Consider the following 18,102-nt stretch of genomic DNA (forward strand, 5'->3'; position numbering starts at 1 on the left):
ATAGTTCAGTTGCTTCGGAGGCCGCTATGACCGATCTGCTCATCGACGACGCCGCCGCCCTGCGTCACGCGCTGGCCGCGGACGGCGAGGAGGTCACGCTCCGCCTGTCTCGCTCCACCGCGGAGTGGCTGTCGCGTGTCATCGACGCCAAAGCCCAAGGGCAGGACGTCATCACCACGCGCGGCCACGACGAGGTCACACCCGCCGAGGCGGCCAAACTCCTCGGCATGTCCCGCCCCCAGGTCCGCAAACTCATGGATGAGGGCCGACTCCCCTTCCGCAAGGTCGGCTCCCACCACCGCGTCAGCGTGTCCGCTGTCAACGCCTTCCTCGACGCGGAGCGGGCACAGCGCGAGGTGGCCCTAGCAGAGTTCGCACGAGTGCAGAACGAGCTTGGCCTCTTCGAATGACCAGCCGTCCGACTGACATCCTTCCGCTGCCGGTCGTCCTCAGCGACGCCAACGTGCTCTACTCGCGGGTGATTCGCGACTACCTCGTGTACGCGAGCGACCAACAGATCCTCACGATCAAATGGACTACAGCGATCCTCGACGAAGTGGTCAGGAACCTCGCCAGCAACCGCCCCAACTTCACGCACGAAGCTGGAGCACGTCTCATCGGACTGCTCAACACCGCTTACCCGTTCGCCGAGGTAGAGGTCACCGCCCAAGCATGGGAATCAGTGAGCGCCTTCCCACTCCCTGACGAGGACGACCGTCACGTGCTGGCGGCGGCGGTGGCCGCCGAAGCCGACATCCTCTGCACCGACAACATCAAAGACTTCCCGTCAGCCGTCATGGACCAGATCGGCGTCCAGGCGATGACCGCTGACGACCTGTTGAGCCACCTCGCCATCGGGTTCCCCGCTCAGATGCGCGCCGCCCACCGCTTGGCCGTCTCGCGGCTGCCCGGAGCCACCGACGCCTCCACTCTCGCCGCTCTCCGGCGCGCGGGATGCCCGGTCACCGCCGGCCGCATGGCCGCTCTGCTCGCTTAGTCGAAGCGGGAGAAGAAGGCCTCCATGCCGGGCCAGGTGGTTTTTTTGGCGGCGCGGCCGGTGAGGACGCCGAGGTGGCCGCCGGGGGCCTGCAACAGCTGTGTGCTCGGCGAGCCGGTCACGAGGTCGAGCAGATGGGCGACGGCGGGGGTCGGGGCGAGGGTGTCGTTCAGACCCGCGACGACCAGCACCGGAACGTCGATATCGGCCAGGTGGACCGGACGCCCGCCCAGCTCCATCGTGCCGGTCGCGAACTCGTTGGTGCGCATGACGACGTGGTACAGCTGCCCGAACGTGCGGCCCGGGTAGGCGTACATGTTGTCCATGAACCGGTCGACGGCCTCCAACTGCGCGAGGAAGTCCCGGTCGTCGGAGTGCGTCAGGATCGACAGCGGCTTGGTCAGGTACTTGTCGGCCGCCGAGAGCTGGAAGCCCCACTTCGTCAGCGGCGCGGGCACCCCTCCGACCGCCCGGTAGGCCGAGCCCACGAGCCCGCCGAAGACCCAGTCGAGCGGGCGGGCGAGCGCCAGCAGCGGCACCCGTCGCAGGTCGAAGGGGCTCGCCACGGCCGTGGCGGTCGCGATGGGCAGGTCTTGGCGCGCGGCGGCGGTGAACATCGTGAAGATGCCGCCGAGGCTCCACCCGGCCATGTGCAGGTTGACACCGTGCGCGTCCTCCGAAGCCAACGTCAACGCCTGCGGCAGCACCTCGTCGACCCAGTGCTCGATGCCCTGGTCGCGGTCCCCGAAGTCGACCGGGCCGTAGTCGACGAGGTAGACGTCGCGGCCCTCCTCGACGAAGTACTCGGCGACCGAGCAGCCGCGCCGCAGGTCGAAGGCCATCGCGGGCGCGGCGAGCGGCGGGGTGAGGAAGACCGGACGGCCGTGCGGGCGCGCCTCGTCGTCGGGCAGGTAGCGGTACAGCGTGAAGTGCTCGTTCTTCTCGATCGCGGTGCGCTCCATCGGCCGGGTGTCGGCCATCCGGCGACGCCGCGCCTTGTCGAGCAGGTTGTCACGGGCCGCGCCGAGGTCGCGCGGGATACGCAGGGGAGACATCGCCATGGCTCGATGGTGGCACAGCCGGTGACGAGCCTCCCCCACCTCTCAACGACGCGGGCGCCGACGGCGGGCGTTTCCCGAGCCGCCGCCGTTCGGGCGCTGCTGACGCGCCGGACGCGGCACCTCCTCGCCCGGACGGCCGGTGGTCGCCAGCGAGTCGACGGTCAGCGGGTTCGCCAGCTCGCCGCGACGGTGCTGACGCGCCACGACGTCGGCCTTACGCTGCAGCGCGACGACGTCCTTCAAGTCCTCGGGCGTGGTCATCGTGACGACCGTGCCGGACTCGCCGCCGCGTGCGGTGCGGCCCGAGCGGTGCGTGTAGGCCTTGTGCTCGGCGGGCGCGTCGAAGTGCAGCACGAGCGGGACGTCGTCGACGTGGATGCCGCGCGCGGCGATGTCGGTGGCGACGATGGCCTGCGCCTCGCCGGAGGAGAACTTGGCGAGATTGCGGTCGCGCTTGCGCTGGTCGAGGTCGCCGTGCAGGTCGACCGCCTCGATGCCGCGCTGGCTCAACTGGCGGGCCACCCGCGCCGCGCCGCGCCGGGTGCGGGCGAAGACGATGGTGCGCGGGGTGTTGGCGAGCAGCTTCTCCACGACGTCGAGCCGCTCGGTGCGCTCGGCGATGACGACGTGGTGCGTCATGACGCCCTCGGCCTCGTCGGGCGCGGGCTCGATCTCGTGCAGGTCGTGCTGCGGCAGGTGGCGGCGCACCAGCTTGTCGACGTCGCCGTCGAGCGTGGCCGACAGCAGCAGCCGCTGCGCGGTCGTCGGGGTCTTGGCGAGCAGCGCGTCGACCGGCTTGTAGAAGCCGAGGTCGCACAGGTGGTCGGCCTCGTCGAGCACGACGATCTCGGTCCGGTCGAGGGTCACCGCGCGCCGGTCGACCAGGTCGGTCAGTCGGCCGGGCGTGGCGATGACGAGGTCGACGCCGTCGCGGAGCCGGTGGATCTGCCGGTTGATCGGCACGCCGCCGAGGATCGTCATGATGCGCAGCTGCAACGGCTGGGCCATCGGGGCGAGCACCCGCTCGATCTGGCTGGCGAGCTCGCGCGTCGGCACGAGGATGAGGCCGCGCGGGGCCTTCGGACGCCGCTGGCCGCCGGCCAGCTGGTCGAGGACGGGGATGCCGAAGGCGAGCGTCTTGCCCGAGCCGGTGCGGGCCTTGCCCAGCACGTTGCGGCCGCCGAGCGCCGACGGGAGCACCGCCTGCTGGATCGGCGTGGGGTTCACGATGCCCTCGCGGGCGAGGGCCTTGACGAGGGACGAGGGCAAGCCCAGGTCGGAAAAACCGGTCGGACCGGCAAGAGTAGAAGTCACGAATCTCTCAGACGTTAGGCGCCTGATGCCCGGAACTCAGCCGACGAGAGGCGCGAAGAAGCGGCTCACGAAATGGAGCCGCTGCGACGAGTCTACCCCGCTGACGCCTCGATCAGGAGAACAATCCGACGAGACCTACGACACCCACCGCGACGCCGAGCGCCAGCGACACCGAGATCAGCACGGCGTGCACGGTGAAGAACGTCGTGCGCTGGCCCTGCTCGTCCTTGGAGCGGGGGTCGGCGATGATGCGCTGGGCGAACCGCGGCCAGATCACCAGGTTCCAGGCTCCGGCGACGACGAGGAACAGGGCCACGCCCAGGGGGAGGGTCATGCGTTCACCATGCGGTCGAGGACGGATGTGAAGAAGCCGAGACCCTCCGTGCCGGGACCGCACAGGTCCTCGACGGCGTGCTCGGGGTGGGGCATGAGGCCGACGACGTTGCCGCGCTCGTTGGCGACGCCCGCGATGTCGCGCATCGAGCCGTTGGGGTTGACGCCCGCGTAGCGCACGACGACACGGCCCTCGCCCTCCAGCCGGTCGAGCGTGGCCTCGTCGGCGACGAAGCCGCCCTCGCCGTTCTTCAGCGGGACGGTGATCGTCTGGCCCTGCTCGTAGGAACTCGTCCAGGCGGTGCTGGTGTTCTCGACGACCAACTGCTGGTCACGGCAGATGAAGGTGCGATGGTCGTTGCGGATCAGCGCGCCGGGCAGCAGGTGGGACTCGCACAGGATCTGGAAGCCGTTGCAGATGCCGAGCACCGGCAGGCCGCCGTGGGCCGCGTCGACGACCTCGGTCATGATCGGCGCGAAACGGGCGATGGCGCCGCAGCGCAGGTAGTCGCCGTAGGAGAAGCCACCGGGCAGCACGACCGCGTCGACCCCGGACAGGTCGTGGTCGCCGTGCCACAGCGCCACCGGCTCGGCCCCGGCGAGACGGACCGCCCTCCGGGCGTCGACGTCGTCGAGCGACCCGGGGAAGGTGACGACGCCGACGCGCATGCTCATGCCGACACCGCCTCAAAGAACGTGAACGTAGCCGATGTCGGCATGAAGACACTCATGTGAGCTCGCTGACGCTCGCTCATGCGTCGACCCGGACCGTGTAGTCCTCGATCACCGGGTTCGACAGCAGCGTCTCGGCCATCTTCTCGATCTCGGCGAGGGTGGCGTCGCTGGTGTCGGCGACCTCCAACTCGAAGCGCTTGCCCTGACGGACATCGGTGACGCCGTCGAAGCCGAGCCGAGGGAGCGCGCCGTGGACGGCCTTCCCCTGCGGGTCGAGAATCTCGGGCTTGGGCATGACGTCGACGATCACGCGAGGCATGCGGGGAGTCTATCGCGCGGCGACAGGGCTCAGCCGAAGACGTCGGCGATGCTGTCAGCGGTGACAGCGCGGCGCAGCCATTCGATGAGTTGGTCGATGTCCTCGGCCTCCGTGCCGAGAATGCGCTCTCGAACTTCCTCATCGACCGCGACGCCGCGAACCTCGAGAACCATGAGCAGATCCTCAGCCTTGCTCCTGGTGAAACCTCGCTCATGAGCTTGCTGGTTGTCCTCGCTGAACCAGGCACGGGGAATGGCTGTGGTCGTCATGAACTTCCTCCATTCGTCACGGACCGCCTCCGACATGACGGCCTTGACAAGATCATGGTAAGTCGTGGCCTGATCGATGCCCAGCCTCGCGGACACCGACTCGAGCGCCATGACCAACGCGGGAAAAGCCGCGGCGACATCGCTGTCACGCCGATGCGCCATGACGGCCGGCAGCGTTCGGACCGGCTCGCGCTCCGCCTCGTCGGGATCGACCGCCAGCGGCAGATCGTCCGGCGTGATGACGAAGGGCCGCAGTCGAAGGCTCGCTCCGGCGTCGCCGTCATCACAGGCGGCAGGCTGACCCCGAACTGGCGACGCAAGACGTCGGTCGCCAGTTCGGGGGCGAGCCGGATCAACTCGATGACGGCTTCATGTTCGGCGGACGGCATGCGCTGATCACAGCGCATGCCGTCCGATCTGTCACCCAGGTTGTCCACATGTCCCTGGGCGACCCGCGAGCCTCAGTTCGAGGCGGGGACCGGGGGCGGGCCCTCGGAGGGCTGGACGATGACGAAGCCGGCGCCCCGGAAGGCCACCTGGAAGGCCTCGCCGGAGCCGCGGCCGATCAAAGCGCTCGCCTTGAAGCTCGACGCGATCGACGTCTGGAGGTTGACCGACCAGGCGATGAGCGCGTCGGCGTCGGCGTAGGTGGCCGCCTCGGCCGGGTTGAGCACGACCGGCTGGCCGTCGGTGGTGATGGCCACCCAGCCGGTGCCGCGCAGCGTCGTGTTGAACAGGCCGCCGGCCATCATGCTGCCGCCCTTGACCCGCTCGACGTTCCACTCCAGCGACGACGAGAACGCCAGCACTGCCTTGCCGCTGACCGAGATGCCGCCGTTGGTGATCTGCAGGATGTGGACGTCCTTGCCCTCGTCGGCCAAGAAGACGTCGCCCTGGCCGCTGACCGCCATGAGGTCGAGGCCCTCGCCGGTGAACGCCTTCTTGAGGAACTTCGCCGCGCCGCCGCCCTGGTAGGCGAAGTCGACATTGCCCTGGTAGGCGACCATCGACCCCTGCTTGGCCATGAACGGCTGGTCGAGGCGCACCCGCAGCATCTTGCTGTTCTGCTTCATCGGGCCGACGCCCTCGACCTCGCTGTAGGTCCCGTCGACCAGGTCTCCGGACAGCCCGGCCCAGGGGTCGCCGCCCCCGGCCTGGGCCTGCGCGACCGGCGGCGGGGCGGTCGCTCCGGCCTGCGGCGGCGGGGCGCCCAGAGGCGCGACCGAGGCCTGGCCCCCGTTGCTCACATGTTCGGTCCACTGCGTGCCGTCCCAGTAGCGGTACTCGTGCCGCCCCTCGGGATCAGGCTGCCATCCGGCTGCGCTCATCGGTTCATCTCTTTCATTGAGGGTGGTGCCCTGTCGACAGCGCCGACAGGCTCTCGCGCGCCGCGTGGGGCGCGCGGGTCTCGGGGGCATGGTCGCCCCAGATGGTGACGGAGACGCCGAAACGCTCCACGAAGCGTGCTCCCAGGTCGGTCGGCACGGCCTCGGCGGCGACCACGACACGCAGCGACGAGGCGACGGGCGTGTCCGGGTCCGCCGCGTCGAGCAGATCTTCCAACGCATGGCGGTCGGCCGCGAGACAGGTGACCTTCTCCCGGGCCATCAGTCCGAGCGCCCTGCGCGCGTCGAGACGCGGCAGCAGGACGACCGTGCCGCCCGTGGCGAGGACGCCGTTCTGGACGACCGCCCGCGCGAACGGGTCCGACAGCGGCAGCAGGCTCAACGACGTGTGGGGACTGCCGGCAAGGACGATCGTCTCGTCGCCTCCGCCCGGCGCCGACGTGAAAGTCGTGGCCTGCCGGGCGACGAGCGGCGCGTAGAACTCCGGCGGGACCAGCGGCTCGGGGGTGGCCGAGTCGAGTTTGACGAGGAAGAACTCGCGGCAGGAGTCGACCGCCTGGAAAGCCGTCCAGGCCTCCTCCCCGATGGGCTGGTCGACCATGGCCTCGAAGGCGAAGCAGGCGACCGCGCGGGTGTCGGCGAGACGACGGGCGATCTCCTCGGCGCTGAGCGAGACGTCCAGCGGGAGCAGTCTCGCCCCGGCTTTGAGGAGGCCCAGGCAGATCGTCGGGAAGTACGGGACGTTCGGACAGCTCAACGCGACCGTGTCGCCCGGCCGGACGCCGCGCGCGACGAGCAGGTTCGCGACCTGGTTGACGGCCCGGTCGAACTCGGCGTAGCTGATCCGGGCGTCGCCGAAGACGACGGCCGTGCGCTCGGGACGAGTCCGCACAGCGTCGTCCAGCAGCGCGGCTAGATCGGCCACGACGCCCCCTTCGGTCAGACGTTCTTCTCGCAGCCTAGAGCACCGAGGCGACGAGACGCGCCGTCCAGGACGTGAAATCTCCGGCGATCTGCGTGGTGTCGCCCGGGTTGTCGCACAGGTCCGGCTGGACGACGGGGGCGCTGATCGCCCGGCCGCCCCAGACCACGGCGATCTGGGCGTTGTCCAACGTCCGGCAGGCCTGGTCGACGAGCGCCTGCCATCCGTCGGCGCCGTCCTCGGCGAAGACGAGGTCGATCCTCCACCGGTCGCCCTGCTCGTGGGGCCGGGCCGTCGCCTCGGCCACCTCGCCACCGGTGAGCTGCGCCGGTCCGACGAGCAGCCGCTGGCCCAGATCGTCGGCGACGCTCTGCTGTCCCTCGGCGGGTTCCCGTCCTTCCTGCGCGACGTCGACGACGCTGTGGAACGTCACCTCCGAGCCGGCGTCGCAGCCGTATTCGTCCAGCAGGTCGGCGTGCTCCTCACGGTCGTCGGCCAGGTCGGCCAGCTCCTCGTCGGTGGCGTCGGACTCGACCAGCGCCGCAGCGTGGCACTCGACGACCGGGAGCAGCCAGTCGGGCGTCTCCTCGGACAACGCTGCGACGAGGTCGGCCTCGGTGGGACGCTCGACCCCGGGCGTCGGATCGGGCTGGGCGTCGGGCTCGGTCTCACCGCCGCAGGCGGCCAGCAGCGGCAGGGCCACGGCGATCACGGCGGCGAGGATTCGGCTCACCCGCTCAGCGTAAGTCGGCCGGGCCTGTCGCGCAGGTGGCGAGCATGTCGGCGAGCGCGGCGACCTCGCTGGCGTCGGCGGCGAGGTCCCACCGGCGTTTCACCGCGATCCAGGTCGTCGCGTACTCGCACTGGAACTGCTGCTTGGGCCGCCAGGAGGCGGGGTCGTACGAGCCCTTGCCGGCGTTGGTGGGGCCGTGCGCGGCGACGAGATTGTCGAGGTCGTTGGCGTAGAGGCGTCGCTGGTCGTCGGTCCACTCGGCCGCCCCGGAGCGCCAGGCCTCGGCGAGCGCGACGATGTGGTCGATCTGGACCGCCTGCGCCTGCGAGGGGTTCTTGAGGTCGTCGAGGGTGACGACCGTGCCGTTGTAGGGGTCGGTCCAAGTTCCAGCCAGGACGTCGTGGTCGCAGGCCCGCTGCCGTCCGACGACGACGGTGGCCGGGTCGGCGTCGCGCAGCAGCACGTCGTCGCGCTGGTCGCAGCCGTTGCCGTCGATGTCGGCCCAGGCGCTTCCGAAGGCGTCACGGCGGTACGGCGGCAGGCCGTCCGGATTCCGTTCGACGACGCGCAACCGGGCGAGCTGTTCGGCGGGCTCGCCGGTGGGCGGGGGCGTGGTCGCGCTGGGCGTCGCCGACGGACTGCCCTCCCCCTCTGGTATCACGTCGGGCCAGAGCACACCGACCACCGCCGCACAGACGGCGAGCGCCGCCCCGGCGAGGGACCACGAACGCAGATCGGACATGAGCGCGATCCTGCCAGCAGGGTCGGACAGGTCAGAAGGTCTCGCCGGTGAGGCGTTCGTAGGCCTCGATGTAGCGGGCGCGGGTCTTCTCGACGATCTCCGGCGGCAGGGTCGGCGGAGGCGTGTCGGAGCTCTTGTCCCAGCCGGACTCCGGGGACAGCAGCCAGTCGCGCACGAACTGCTTGTCGAAGGACGGCTGCGGACCGCCCGGGCGCGCCCCAGAATCCAGCACCGTGTCGGCGGGCCAGAAGCGCGAGGAGTCGGGGGTCAGCACCTCGTCGGCGAGCACGATGGTCCCGTCCTCCCGCGCGCCGAACTCGAACTTGGTGTCGGCCAGCACGATGCCGCGCTCGCGGGCGATCCCCTCGGCCCGGGCGTAGACGGCGAGGGTCAGCTCGCGCAGCCGCTCGGCGAGGTCGGGGCCGACGGTGGCGACGACATGGTCGAAGTCGACGTTCTCATCGTGCTCGCCGATCTCGGCCTTCGTCGCGGGAGTGAAGATCGGCGCGGGCAGCCGGGAGCCGTCGGTGAGGCCGTCGGGCAGCGCGACCCCGCACACCGCGCCGGTCGCGCGGTAGTCGATCAGGCCCGAGCCGGTGAGGTAGCCGCGAGCGACGCACTCGACGGGGAACATGTCGAGCTTCTCGCAGACGACCGCGCGGCCGACGACCTGCCCGGGCACGTCGGTGGAGATCACGTGGTGCGGCACGAGGTCGGTCAACTGGTCGAACCACCACAACGACATGCGGGTGAGGATCTCGCCCTTGTCGGGGATGCCGGGCTCCAGCACGTGGTCGAAGGCGCTAATCCGGTCGGAGGCGACCATGAGCAGGTCGCCTCCGGGCAGCGTGTAGAGGTCGCGCACCTTGCCGGAGTGCAGATGGGTCGCGCCGGGGATGTCGTCTCGCGTCACCGGCTCAGCCTAGTGGCGCGATCCCACCGCACCTGCACGCGACATCGGCCAGTGCCCCGGCCTTGCGGCCGTCGGTACGCGCGATGATGCCTTCGGGTCGTCATAGCGACCCTTTTCCATCATTCTGCGTCTCCCGCGCGCGGCTGACCTTGAGTGGAATAGACTCAACTTTAGTGCGGTTGAGTTTGATAGTCCTCGCATGGGAGCGGGGTCGAGCACGAGGAGCACGCATGAACCTTGATTCCTTCACGACGCGCGGCCAGCAGGCGCTCGCCGCCGCGATCAGCGCGGCGGCCGCGGCCGGGAACCCGGTCGTCGAGCCCGCGCATGTGCTGGCGGCACTGCTCCAGCAGGACGGCGGCACCGCAGCGCCGCTGCTGCAGGCCGTCGGCGTCGACCCGGCCGCCGTCGCCGCCGGGTTGACCGACGAGCTGACCCGCCTGCCCAGCGCCTCTGGCCGGACCGTCGCCTCGCCTGGTCTGTCGCGCGCGAGCCACGCCGTGCTCGCCCAAGCCCAAGAGCTCGCCGGCAGCCTCGGCGACGACTTCACCGCCACCGAGCACCTCGTCGTCGCCATCGCCACGGTCGAGTCGCCCACCCGCGACCTGCTGGTCCGTCTGGGCGCGACCCCCGAGGCGCTGCAGGCCGCCTTCGAGTCGGTGCGCGGCTCGGCCCGCGCCACCAGCGCGGGCGCCGAGGACGCCTACCAGTCGCTCGAGAAGTACGGCGTCGACCTGACCGCCGCCGCTCGCGACGGCAAGCTCGACCCCGTCATCGGCCGCGACGCCGAGATCCGCCGCGTCGTGCAGGTGCTCAGCCGCCGCACCAAGAACAACCCCGTCCTCATCGGCGAGCCCGGCGTCGGCAAGACCGCCGTCGTCGAAGGCCTCGCCCAGCGCGTCGTCGCCGGGGACGTGCCCGAGTCGCTGCGCGGCCGCCGCCTCATCAGCCTCGACCTCGCCGCGATGGTCGCGGGCGCGAAGTACCGGGGCGAGTTCGAGGAGCGGCTCAAGGCCGTGCTGGCCGAGATCACCGCCTCCGACGGCCAGGTCATCACCTTCATCGACGAGCTGCACACGGTCGTCGGCGCGGGGGCCGGCGGAGAGGGCGCGATGGACGCCGGCAACATGCTCAAGCCGATGCTGGCGCGCGGCGAGCTGCGGCTCATCGGCGCGACCACGCTCGACGAGTACCGCGAGCGCATCGAGAAGGACCCCGCCCTGGAACGCCGCTTCCAGCAGGTCCTCGTCGGCGAGCCGAGCGTCGAGGACACCATCGCGATCCTGCGCGGCCTCAAGGAGAAGTACGAGGCGCACCACAAGGTCGGCATCGCCGACGCCGCGCTGGTAGCAGCCGCGACTCTCTCGGACCGCTACATCACCGGCCGCCAACTGCCCGACAAGGCCATCGACCTGATCGACGAGGCCAGCAGCCGCCTGCGCATGGAGATCGACTCCAGCCCCGTCGAGATCGACGAGCTGCGCCGCGGCGTCGACCGGCTCCGCATGGAGGAGCTGCACCTCGACAAGGAGTCCGACGACGCCAGCCGCGAGCGGTTGGAGAAGCTCCGCGTCGAGCTGGCCGACAAGGCCGAGGCGCTGCGCGCGCTGGAGCAGCGGTGGGAGGCCGAGAAGGCGGGCCTGAACGCGGTCGGCGAGATCAAGGAGCGCATCGACGAGCTGAAGATCGCCGCCGAGCGGGCTCAGCGCGAGGGCGACCTCGCCACGTCGAGCCGTCTGCTCTACGGCGAGCTGCCCGCGATGGAGCGCCAGCTGGCCGACGCGCAGCAGGCCGAGGCCTCGGCGTCCTCGGAGGACCGCATGGTCCACGAGGAGGTCGGCTCGGACGAGATCGCCGAGGTCGTCGCCGCGTGGACGGGCATCCCGACGGGCCGCCTGTTGGAGGGCGAGTCCGGCAAGCTGCTGCGCATGGAGGAGGAGCTCGGCCGCCGGTTGATCGGCCAGAAGTCCGCCGTCGCCGCGGTGTCCGACGCCGTCCGCCGCAGCCGCGCGGGCATCGCCGACCCCGACCGGCCGACCGGCTCGTTCCTGTTCCTCGGCCCCACCGGCGTCGGCAAGACCGAGCTGGCCAAGAGCCTCGCCGACTTCCTCTTCGACGACGAGCGCGCCATCGTCCGCATCGACATGAGCGAGTACGCCGAGAAGCACAGCGTCGCCCGGCTCGTCGGCGCCCCTCCGGGCTACGTCGGCCACGAGGACGGCGGCCAACTGACCGAGGCCGTGCGGAGACGCCCTTATTCGGTTGTGTTGTTGGACGAAGTGGAGAAGGCTCATCCAGACGTCTTCGATGTACTCCTACAGGTGCTCGACGACGGCCGCCTCACCGACGGCCAGGGCCGCACGGTCGACTTCCGGCAGACCATCGTCATCCTCACCAGCAACCTCGGGTCCGCATTCCTGGTCGACCCGGAGCTGGACGACGCGGCGAAGAAGGCCGCGGTGACGGACGCGGTCAAGGTCGCCTTCAAGCCGGAGTTCCTCAACCGGCTCGACGAGATCGTCACCTTCGACCCGCTGGGCACCGACGAGCTGACGCATATCGTCGACCTGCAGCTGGCGTCGCTGGAGAAGCGACTCGCCGCCCGCCGGATCACCCTCGACGTGACCGAGGCGGCCAAGGAGTGGCTGGCGCTGACCGGCTGGGACCCCGCCTACGGCGCGCGTCCGCTGCGGCGGCTCGTGCAGCAGGCCATCGGCGACCAGCTCGCCAAGGAGCTGCTGTCCGGCCGGGTCCGCGACGGCCAGAGCGTCCGCGTCGACCGCGACGAGGCGTTGGAGGGATTGACCGTCGCAGCCGTCGAGTGAGGCGGGCGCCTGTGATGGGATGGACCTATGCCTGACGACGCCGTGCGGCGACCGCCCGCCGTGACGATCGCCTGCCTGTTCGCGCTGTTCGCGGCGATCCTGGTGGTGGTCGACATCGCGACGGTCCTGTCGGACTGGGGGTCGTTGGAGCTGCAGGAGGCCGTCGAGACGGGCATCGCCGAGGCCGGCCTCCAGGAGCGGGTCGGCATGGGCACGGTGCTGTCCTGGCTGCGCGGCGTGCTGTACGTCCTGGTCGTGCTGGCCGTCGCGATGGGCGTCTTCGCGTTCTTCGCCCTGCGCGGCGACCGTCAGTCCCGCGTCGCGTTGACCGTGCTGTCGGGGCTCGCCGGGATGGCGCTGGCCCTCGGCGGCGGATTCTGGGCGCTGCTCCCGGCCGTGCTCGTCACCGCCGTCGCCTTCGTCCTGTGGACGCCGGAGGCGCGGGTCTGGTTCGACACGGTCAACGGGCGCACCCCGTCGCCGCAGCTCCTCGCACGGGCGAAAGCGCGCCAAGGCGGCCCGGCCGAGCCGTCCGCGACGTCGGTCCGCCCCGACTTCGCCGCGCCGCCCGGGCCGACGCCGCCGGGCCTGCCGGTCCGACGTCCGCGGCCCCCGGGCAGCCTGATCGCCGCTGCGGTCACCATGCTCTCCGGGTCGCTGATCACCGGCATGTTCCTGTTCTCCCTGCTCATGGTCTACGCGCTGCGCGCCCTCGACCCGGCCGAGTACGAGCGGCTGATGGGAACCGAGCCGCTGCTGCCGGAGGCCATGTACGGGCTGAGCGACGACAGCAGGACCGTCCTGCTGACGGTGCTGGTCATCGTGCTGCTCGGCCTGGTCGCCGGTCTGGCCGCCCTCGCCGCGCTGGTGCTGCTGATCGGCCGTCCCGAGGCGTTCACTCCCTCCCTCGCGCTCGCCTACGTCGGGCTGATCGGCAGCGCCGCCGCCCTCCCGACCTCGCTTCCGATCACCGTCGCCGCTGTGGCCACCGTCATACTGCTGCGCCGAACGGAGGTGCGCCGCTGGGCGCGCGGCGGTCGCTCGTAGACTTTCGTCATGACAGAGCAGCAGTCCTCACGCCCCAAGCGTCCGCATCTCGTGGTGGTCGGCGGAGGCTTCGGCGGCCTCGCCCTCGTGCGCAAGCTGCGCCGCGCCGACGTCTCGATCACGCTGATCGACCGGCACACCTACAACACCTTCCAGCCGTTGCTCTACCAAGTGGCCACGGCGAGCCTGAACCCCGGTGACATCACCTGGTTCCTGCGCGCGGTCCGCTCGCACCAGCGCAACGTCCGCTTCCTCAAGGGCATCGTCACGGCGGTCGACCACGAGAAGAAGCTGCTGAGCCTGCACGGAGACGTCTCGGTCTCCTACGACTACCTCGTCTTCGCCAACGGCGTCACCACCAACTTCTTCGGCACGCCGGGCGCCGAGGAGAACGCGATCCCGCTGTACAAGCGCTCGCAGGCGCTCCAGGTGCGCGACAAGCTCTTCGCCAATCTCGAGGAGTTCGCCATCAACGGCCAGGACGCCGACCTGCGCATCGTCGTGGTCGGCGGCGGCGCGACCGGCGTCGAGACGGCCGGCGCCTACGCGGAGTTCCGCAACAACGACATGCCGACGACCTATCCCGAGCTCGACCGCGCGCGCATCCACGTCTCGCTCATCGAGATGTCGCCGCACGTGCTCGGACCCTTCCACCCGAAGCTGCGCGACTACGCCAAGAAGTCGTTGGAGGAGCGCGACGTCGACCTGCGGCTCGGCACAGCGGTCAAGGAGGTCCGGGAGAACGGCGTGCTCATCGAGCGCGACGGCGAGCAGGAGTTCCTGGAGGCGGGCATCGTCGTGTGGGCCACCGGCGTCACCGTGCATCCGACCGTCAAGGACTGGGACGTCCCCCAGGGCCGCGGCGGCCGGATCGAGGTCGACGAGCACCTGCGCGTCAAGGGCCGCGAGAACACCTTCGCCATCGGCGACGTCGCCATCGGCCCCGACGCCCTGCCGCAGCTCGCCCAGCCGGCGCTGCAGGGCGGCAAGCACGTCGCGAAGTACCTCAAGGCGCACCTGAAGGGCAAGACGGTCAAACCCTTCAAATACTCCGACAAGGGCACGATGGCGACCATCGGCAAGTCCTCGGCGGTCGCGGAGATCACCCACCTGCCGCGGCTCAAGGGCTTCCCGGCGTGGATCATCTGGGTGGCGCTGCACGTGGCCACGCTGCTCGGCGGCCGCAACCGCCTGGCGACGATGATCAACCTCGGCGCCAAGTACCTGTTCAGCGGCAGCCACAACGCGATCGTCGGCGAGACCCCGTACGTCGTGGCCAAGCACCAGGTACACATCACGCCCACCTCGAAGAAGAAGCCCAAGAGCCTCGACGCCGCTCCGCCCGCGGAGTGATCGAGGCGTCGGCGGTGGCCCGCGTCGACCTCAACGCCGACCTCGGCGAGGGGTTCGGCGCGTGGAGCCTGGGCGACGACGACGCCCTGCTCGACGTCGTCACCAGCGCGAACGTCGCCTGCGGCTTCCACGCCGGCGACCCGTTGCGGCTGCGTGCCGCGGTGCGAGCGGCGGCCGAGCGCGGGGTGGTCGTGGGCGCGCATGTGGCCTACCGCGACCTCGTCGGTTTCGGGCGGCGCTATGTCGACGCGACGCCGGAGGAGCTGGGCGCCGACGTCGTCTACCAGGTCGGCGCGCTGCAGGCGTTGGCGCGGGCGGAGGGCACGGCCGTGCGGTACGTGAAGCCGCACGGCGCGCTGTACAACACCATCGCCCACGACGAGCGGCACGGACGGGCGGTGATCGAGGCGGTCGGCGCGCTCGACGCCGACCTCGCGCTGGTCGGCCTGGCGGGCTCGCCGCTGCTCGGCTGGGCCGCCGACGCGGGGTTGCCGGCGGTAGCCGAGGCCTTCGCCGACCGGGCGTACCGCGCTGACGGCCAGCTGGTGTCGCGTCGGGAGCCGGGCGCGGTGCTGCACGACGCCGACGAGGTGGCCGAGCGCATGGTCCGGCTCGTGTTCGAGGGGACGGTCGAGGCGGTCGACGGGTCGTCGGTGGAGGTGAGGGCCGCGTCGATCTGCGTGCACGGCGATTCGCCGGACGCGGTGCGCATGGCGCGGACGGTGCGCGAGCGGCTGGAGGCGTCGGGCTTGCGCCTGGCCCCGTTCGCCGGCTGACATGCGATTCCTGCCGGTCGGCCAGGACGCCACCCTGGTCGAGTGCGCCGACCTTGACGAGGCGATGGCGCTGTCAGGGTTCTTGCGGGAGCGTCCGGTGGCTCCGGGGCAGATCGTGCCGGGCGCGCGGACGGTGCTGACGCCGGGATGGCCCGAGCGGGTGCGCGACCATCTGGACGGGTGGTCGGCGGCTCGCAGTGATTCGGCGATACGTCGACAGATCGAGATCCCAGTCGTCTACGACGGGGAGGATCTGGCCGAGGTCGCGGCGTTGACCGGACTGTCGGTCGCCGAGGTCGTGGAGCGGCATCAGGCGGCGTGCTACCGGGTGGCGTTCACCGGTTTCGCGCCCGGTTTCGCGTACCTGTCCGGCGGCGATCCGGCGTTGGACGTGCCGCGTCGGTCCTCGCCGCGCACGTCGATCCCGGCGGGCTCGGTCGCGGTCGCGGGCGAGTTCACCGGCGTCTATCCCCGGTCCAGCCCCGGCGGCTGGCAACTGCTCGGCCGCACCGAGGCGGCGATGTGGGACCTGGAGCGGGACCCGCCGGCGTTGTTGGGGTTGGGGGACGAGGTGCGGTTGGTGGGCGTCACGTCCCTTCGTCCGTCGATCCTCCGCCAACGGAAGGAGCCCCCACGCCGAAGACCGGCTCTCCAGGTCCTCGCGCCCAGCCCACTGCTGACCGTCCAAGACCTCGGGCGCGCCGCCGCCGACCTCGGGGTCACGACGTCCGGGGCGATGGACCGTCCGGCGTTGCGGGCCGCGAACCGGGCGGTCGGCAATGAGGCGGGAGCCGCCGCGCTGGAGGTCGCCTACGGCCCGGCGCGGCTGCTGGCGCTGCGTGATCTGGTGGTGGCCGTGACCGGGGCCGCTGGTCCGTGCGGCCCCTTCCTGCTGGCCGACGGCGAGGAGCTGGAACTCGCCGCGCCGTCGCGGGGCGTGTACTCCTACGTCGCGGTGCGCGGCGGGATCGACGTCGATCCCGTGCTGGGCAGCCGGTCGGGCGACACGCTGTCGGGCGTCGGGCCGGGGCCGCTGCGGACGGGCGACCTGCTGCCGGTCGGGCCGCCGGGACGGCGAGCCGTCGAGCCGGTGGTGCCCGGGCCGTGTCCGCCGGAGTCCGGCGAGGTGGTCGAGGTCGAGGCGGTGCTCGGCCCCCGCGACGACTGGTTCACCGACGAGTCCGTGCGGCGGTTCCTCACGCAGGACTGGGAGGTGACGGCGGCGTCGAACCGGATCGGTGTCCGGCTGCGTGGCGAGCGGGCGTTGGAGCGGTCGGTCACGACGGAGTTGCCGAGCGAGGCGACCGTCGAGGGCGCGGTGCAAGTGCCCGCCGACGGGCAGCCGGTGGTCTTCACCGCCGATCATCCGGTGACCGGCGGCTACCCGGTGATCGCCTGTCTGCCCCCGACATCGCTCGCGCGGGTTGTGCAGGCGCCGGTGGGCTCCTTCTTGTGTTTCCGGGTCAGCTCGCCGCGTGGCCAGCGCGATCGTTCGCCTGCTGGATGAGGATCTGATAGATCCCGTCGAAGCGTGCGTTGCTCTCGGTGCGGAGGGTGTCGATATCACCCTTGAGCTCGGTGCGGGTCTCTTTGATCTCCTCACGAATCTTCTCTAACTCCTTGTTGATGTGCCGTGTGAAGCCGCCGAGCGCGACGAGCAGTGCGACGAGGGAGACCCAGGTGTCGAGGTCCATGACGTTCATTCCTTCAGTGTGCGTGGTCGGAGTGGCTGATGACCAGCAAACCGTTCGGTGGACGCGACCGCGACCGCTTTTTCGGCGCCTGTGGACAGTGTGACGCGCTCGTGCGGGGTCCCTGTGGAAAACCAGAAACTCACTGCTGGGAAGCGCACGTGCTTCGTGTGCGTGCGGCGACATCAGCGAGAGCGGTCGGTCCGATCATGGCGACACCGTCGCGCTGGGGCTGATCGCCGATGCTGAGACGGTCTGCCGTTGACGGACGGCCCGGACGCTGCCAGGCTGTCGCGCAGACTACGAAGGAGTCACGATGAAGATTCGTCTGCTCGGCGCCGCCGCCGTTCTGCCCCTGTCCGCCCTGGTCGCCTGTGGCGGCGATGCCACGGCCGACTTCTGCGACACGATGAAGGAGGCCGAGGAGACCTTCGACGCCGAGGAGGAGGTCTCTGACGAGGACGCCCCCGAGAAGCTGGACGAGGCCGGGGAGCAGCTGAACAAGCTGAAGGACGCCGCGCCCGACGAGATCAGCGACGACATGGACCTGCTCGTGGAGTACTCCGAGGCCTACCTCGACCTCGCACGCGTCCAGCTGGAGGACGGCGACGAGGCGGCCATGGAGGGCTTGACCAAGCTCAGCGAGGACTTCGACCAGGAGGAGCTCGAGGCCGCCAGCGACTCTGTGACGGAGTTCACGGAGAAGGAGTGCGACATCGACTCGGACTTCCTGTCCTGAAGCACTGGCGGGAACGCAGGATGATGGAAAAGGGTCGCTATGACGAC

The 18,102-nt window shown here is 70.6% G+C and carries 21 protein-coding genes; 9 read left to right on the forward strand and 12 right to left on the reverse strand.

Annotated elements, in window-relative coordinates:
* Positions 1 to 26: 26 nt before the first annotated feature.
* Both QM621_RS01145 and QM621_RS01150 read left to right on the forward strand, forming a co-directional pair.
* A complete protein-coding gene (locus QM621_RS01145) occupies positions 27 to 410 on the forward strand; it encodes a helix-turn-helix domain-containing protein (RefSeq protein WP_414988510.1) in 384 nt (127 codons plus the stop codon).
* Positions 407 to 997 carry a PIN domain-containing protein gene (locus QM621_RS01150; protein WP_414988511.1) on the forward strand — a complete coding sequence of 197 codons (591 nt, stop codon included), beginning with the start codon at positions 407 to 409 and terminating at the stop codon, positions 995 to 997. The genes QM621_RS01145 and QM621_RS01150 overlap by 4 nt, the downstream gene beginning before the upstream one ends.
* Here the strand turns inward: QM621_RS01150 and QM621_RS01155 are convergent.
* The 6 genes from QM621_RS01155 to QM621_RS01180 form a co-directional block, all read right to left on the reverse strand.
* Positions 994 to 2,058, reverse strand: coding sequence for an alpha/beta hydrolase (locus QM621_RS01155; RefSeq protein ID WP_414988512.1), 1,065 nt, complete (start codon positions 2,056 to 2,058; stop codon positions 994 to 996). The two genes, QM621_RS01150 and QM621_RS01155, sit on opposite strands and share 4 nt — an antisense overlap.
* Before the next feature lie 42 nt (positions 2,059 to 2,100).
* Complete coding sequence (locus QM621_RS01160; RefSeq protein ID WP_414988513.1) at positions 2,101 to 3,327, reverse strand: DEAD/DEAH box helicase; 1,227 nt, start codon at positions 3,325 to 3,327, stop codon at positions 2,101 to 2,103.
* Positions 3,328 to 3,484: 157 nt separating this feature from the next.
* Positions 3,485 to 3,706 carry an SCO4848 family membrane protein gene (locus QM621_RS01165; RefSeq protein ID WP_414988514.1) on the reverse strand — a complete coding sequence of 74 codons (222 nt, stop codon included), beginning with the start codon at positions 3,704 to 3,706 and terminating at the stop codon, positions 3,485 to 3,487.
* Positions 3,703 to 4,374, reverse strand: a complete 672-nt coding sequence (gene purQ, locus QM621_RS01170; RefSeq protein WP_414988555.1) for a phosphoribosylformylglycinamidine synthase subunit PurQ — start codon at positions 4,372 to 4,374, stop codon at positions 3,703 to 3,705. Before purQ ends, QM621_RS01165 begins: the two co-directional genes overlap by 4 nt.
* Positions 4,375 to 4,456: 82 nt before the next feature.
* Positions 4,457 to 4,699, reverse strand: a complete 243-nt coding sequence (gene purS, locus QM621_RS01175; RefSeq protein WP_414988515.1) for a phosphoribosylformylglycinamidine synthase subunit PurS — start codon at positions 4,697 to 4,699, stop codon at positions 4,457 to 4,459.
* 29 nt (positions 4,700 to 4,728) lie between these two features.
* On the reverse strand, positions 4,729 to 5,130 hold the full coding sequence (locus tag QM621_RS01180) for a hypothetical protein (RefSeq protein ID WP_414988516.1): 402 nt from the start codon (positions 5,128 to 5,130) through the stop codon (positions 4,729 to 4,731).
* Here QM621_RS01180 and QM621_RS01185 point away from each other — a divergent pair.
* Positions 5,122 to 5,364, forward strand: coding sequence for a hypothetical protein (locus QM621_RS01185; RefSeq protein ID WP_414988517.1), 243 nt, complete (start codon positions 5,122 to 5,124; stop codon positions 5,362 to 5,364). The two genes, QM621_RS01180 and QM621_RS01185, sit on opposite strands and share 9 nt — an antisense overlap.
* A 65-nt stretch (positions 5,365 to 5,429) precedes the next feature.
* Here QM621_RS01185 and QM621_RS01190 read toward each other — a convergent pair whose 3' ends face one another.
* Genes QM621_RS01190 through QM621_RS01210 form a run of 5 tightly spaced genes read right to left on the reverse strand, consistent with a single transcriptional unit; the run spans position 5,430 to position 9,624 of the window.
* Complete coding sequence (locus tag QM621_RS01190; RefSeq protein WP_414988518.1) at positions 5,430 to 6,296, reverse strand: AIM24 family protein; 867 nt, start codon at positions 6,294 to 6,296, stop codon at positions 5,430 to 5,432.
* Positions 6,297 to 6,309: 13 nt separating this feature from the next.
* Positions 6,310 to 7,239 (reverse strand): AMP-binding protein, encoded by a 930-nt coding sequence (locus QM621_RS01195; protein WP_414988519.1) that lies wholly within the window; start codon positions 7,237 to 7,239, stop codon positions 6,310 to 6,312.
* Between the two features lie 34 nt (positions 7,240 to 7,273).
* Positions 7,274 to 7,969, reverse strand: a complete 696-nt coding sequence (locus QM621_RS01200; protein WP_414988520.1) for a SecDF P1 head subdomain-containing protein — start codon at positions 7,967 to 7,969, stop codon at positions 7,274 to 7,276.
* A gap of 4 nt (positions 7,970 to 7,973) precedes the next feature.
* Positions 7,974 to 8,711, reverse strand: a complete 738-nt coding sequence (locus tag QM621_RS01205) for an HNH endonuclease family protein (RefSeq protein ID WP_414988521.1) — start codon at positions 8,709 to 8,711, stop codon at positions 7,974 to 7,976.
* Between the two features lie 31 nt (positions 8,712 to 8,742).
* The gene (locus tag QM621_RS01210; protein ID WP_414988522.1) at positions 8,743 to 9,624 is read right to left on the reverse strand and encodes a phosphoribosylaminoimidazolesuccinocarboxamide synthase; all 882 of its coding nucleotides are present in this window, start codon (positions 9,622 to 9,624) and stop codon (positions 8,743 to 8,745) included.
* A 230-nt stretch (positions 9,625 to 9,854) separates the two neighbouring features.
* Here QM621_RS01210 and clpB point away from each other — a divergent pair, with 230 nt between their 5' ends.
* The 5 genes from clpB to QM621_RS01235 are packed head-to-tail and all read left to right on the forward strand — an operon-like array spanning position 9,855 to position 17,132.
* The gene (clpB, locus tag QM621_RS01215; protein ID WP_414988523.1) at positions 9,855 to 12,449 is read left to right on the forward strand and encodes an ATP-dependent chaperone ClpB; all 2,595 of its coding nucleotides are present in this window, start codon (positions 9,855 to 9,857) and stop codon (positions 12,447 to 12,449) included.
* Between the two features lie 27 nt (positions 12,450 to 12,476).
* Entirely contained in the window at positions 12,477 to 13,496 is a 1,020-nt protein-coding gene (locus QM621_RS01220) for a hypothetical protein (RefSeq protein WP_414988524.1), read from the forward strand.
* A gap of 9 nt (positions 13,497 to 13,505) precedes the next feature.
* Positions 13,506 to 14,849 carry an NAD(P)/FAD-dependent oxidoreductase gene (locus QM621_RS01225; protein WP_414988525.1) on the forward strand — a complete coding sequence of 448 codons (1,344 nt, stop codon included), beginning with the start codon at positions 13,506 to 13,508 and terminating at the stop codon, positions 14,847 to 14,849.
* 14 nt (positions 14,850 to 14,863) lie between these two features.
* A complete protein-coding gene (locus QM621_RS01230) occupies positions 14,864 to 15,625 on the forward strand; it encodes a LamB/YcsF family protein (protein ID WP_414988526.1) in 762 nt (253 codons plus the stop codon).
* 1 nt (position 15,626) lies between these two features.
* Positions 15,627 to 17,132 (forward strand): carboxyltransferase domain-containing protein, encoded by a 1,506-nt coding sequence (locus tag QM621_RS01235; RefSeq protein WP_414988527.1) that lies wholly within the window; start codon positions 15,627 to 15,629, stop codon positions 17,130 to 17,132.
* Here QM621_RS01235 and QM621_RS01240 read toward each other — a convergent pair.
* Positions 17,089 to 17,328, reverse strand: coding sequence for a hypothetical protein (locus QM621_RS01240; protein ID WP_414988528.1), 240 nt, complete (start codon positions 17,326 to 17,328; stop codon positions 17,089 to 17,091). The two genes, QM621_RS01235 and QM621_RS01240, sit on opposite strands and share 44 nt — an antisense overlap.
* A 304-nt stretch (positions 17,329 to 17,632) precedes the next feature.
* On the opposite strand from QM621_RS01240, the gene QM621_RS01245 reads away from it, so the two are divergent.
* Positions 17,633 to 18,055: a hypothetical protein gene (locus tag QM621_RS01245; protein ID WP_414988529.1), complete on the forward strand. Its 423-nt coding sequence runs from the start codon at positions 17,633 to 17,635 to the stop codon at positions 18,053 to 18,055.
* Positions 18,056 to 18,102: the final 47 nt, after the last annotated feature.

Source organism: Aeromicrobium sp., assembly GCF_047606445.1.
Lineage (GTDB): Bacteria > Actinomycetota > Actinomycetes > Propionibacteriales > Nocardioidaceae > Aeromicrobium.